This is a genomic window from Staphylococcus sp. Y174-1 (genome assembly GCF_049897865.1).
Classification (GTDB): Bacteria; Bacillota; Bacilli; order Staphylococcales; family Staphylococcaceae; genus Staphylococcus; species Staphylococcus saprophyticus.
Map to the genome: position 1 here is coordinate 1,516 of NZ_JAFCXB010000014.1, position 1,651 is coordinate 3,166.

1 rRNA gene (cut by a window edge) is annotated in these 1,651 nt (G+C 46.0%); it reads left to right on the plus strand.

Annotation, left to right across the window (positions count from 1 at the left end):
- The first annotated feature begins 187 nt into the window (after nucleotides 1-187).
- Nucleotides 188-1,651, plus strand: a 23S ribosomal RNA gene (locus ACP7BT_RS13405) (it continues 1,558 nt past the right edge of the window).

The window sequence follows — 1,651 nt, forward strand, 5'->3', positions numbered from 1 at the left end:
ATTTTGTACATTGAAAACTAGATAAGTAAGTAAAATTTATGATTTTACCAAGCAAAACCGAGTGAATTAGAGTTTTTTAACAAGCTTTGAATTCAAAAAGAAATAATCGCTAGTGTTCGAAAGAACACTCACAGATTAATAACATTTTGGGTTTTCAACCGACTTGTTCGTGTTGAAAGTCAAAAAAGATTAAGTTATTAAGGGCGCACGGTGGATGCCTTGGCACTAGAAGCCGACGAAGGACGTTACTAACGACGATATGCTTTGGGGAGCTGTAAGTAAGCTTTGATCCAGAGATTTCCGAATGGGGAAACCCAGCACGAGTTATGTCGTGTTATCGATATGTGAATACATAGCATATCTGAAGGCAGACGCGGAGAACTGAAACATCTTAGTACCCGCAGGAAGAGAAAGAAAAATCGATTCCCTGAGTAGCGGCGAGCGAAACGGGAAGAGCCCAAACCAACGAGCTTGCTTGTTGGGGTTGTAGGACACTCTATACGGAGTTACAAAAGAACAGACTAGACGAATCATCTGGAAAGATGAATCAAAGAAGGTAATAATCCTGTAGTCGAAAGTTTGTTCACTCTTGAGTGGATCCTGAGTACGACGGAACACGAGAAATTCCGTCGGAATCTGGGAGGACCATCTCCCAAGGCTAAATACTCTCTAGTGACCGATAGTGAACCAGTACCGTGAGGGAAAGGTGAAAAGTACCCCGGAAGGGGAGTGAAATAGAACTTGAAACCGTGTGCTTACAAGTAGTCAGAGCCCGTTAATGGGTGATGGCGTGCCTTTTGTAGAATGAACCGGCGAGTTACGATTTGATGCAAGGTTAAGCAGTGAATGTGGAGCCGTAGCGAAAGCGAGTCTGAATAGGGCGTTGAGTATTTGGTCGTAGACCCGAAACCAGGTGATCTACCCATGACCAGGTTGAAGTTCAGGTAACACTGAATGGAGGACCGAACCGACTTACGTTGAAAAGTGAGCGGATGAGTTGTGGGTAGCGGAGAAATTCCAATCGAACCTGGAGATAGCTGGTTCTCTCCGAAATAGCTTTAGGGCTAGCCTCAAGTGATGATTATTGGAGGTAGAGCACTGTTTGGACGAGGGGCCCTTATCGGGTTACCGAATTCAGACAAACTCCGAATGCCAATCAATTTAACTTGGGAGTCAGAACGCGGGTGATAAGGTCCGTGTTCGAAAGGGAAACAGCCCAGACCACCAGCTAAGGTCCCAAAATATATGTTAAGTGGAAAAGGATGTGGCGTTGCCCAGACAACTAGGATGTTGGCTTAGAAGCAGCCATCATTTAAAGAGTGCGTAATAGCTCACTAGTCGAGTGACACTGCGCCGAAAATGTACCGGGGCTAAACATATTACCGAAGCTGTGGATTGTCCGTAAGGACAATGGTAGGAGAGCGTTCTAAGGGCGTTGAAGCATGATCGCAAGGACATGTGGAGCGCTTAGAAGTGAGAATGCCGGTGTGAGTAGCGAAAGACGGGTGAGAATCCCGTCCACCGATTGACTAAGGTTTCCAGAGGAAGGCTCGTCCGCTCTGGGTTAGTCGGGTCCTAAGCTGAGGCCGATAGGCGTAGGCGATGGATAACAGGTTGATATTCCTGTACCACCATTATTCGTTTTAAGCGA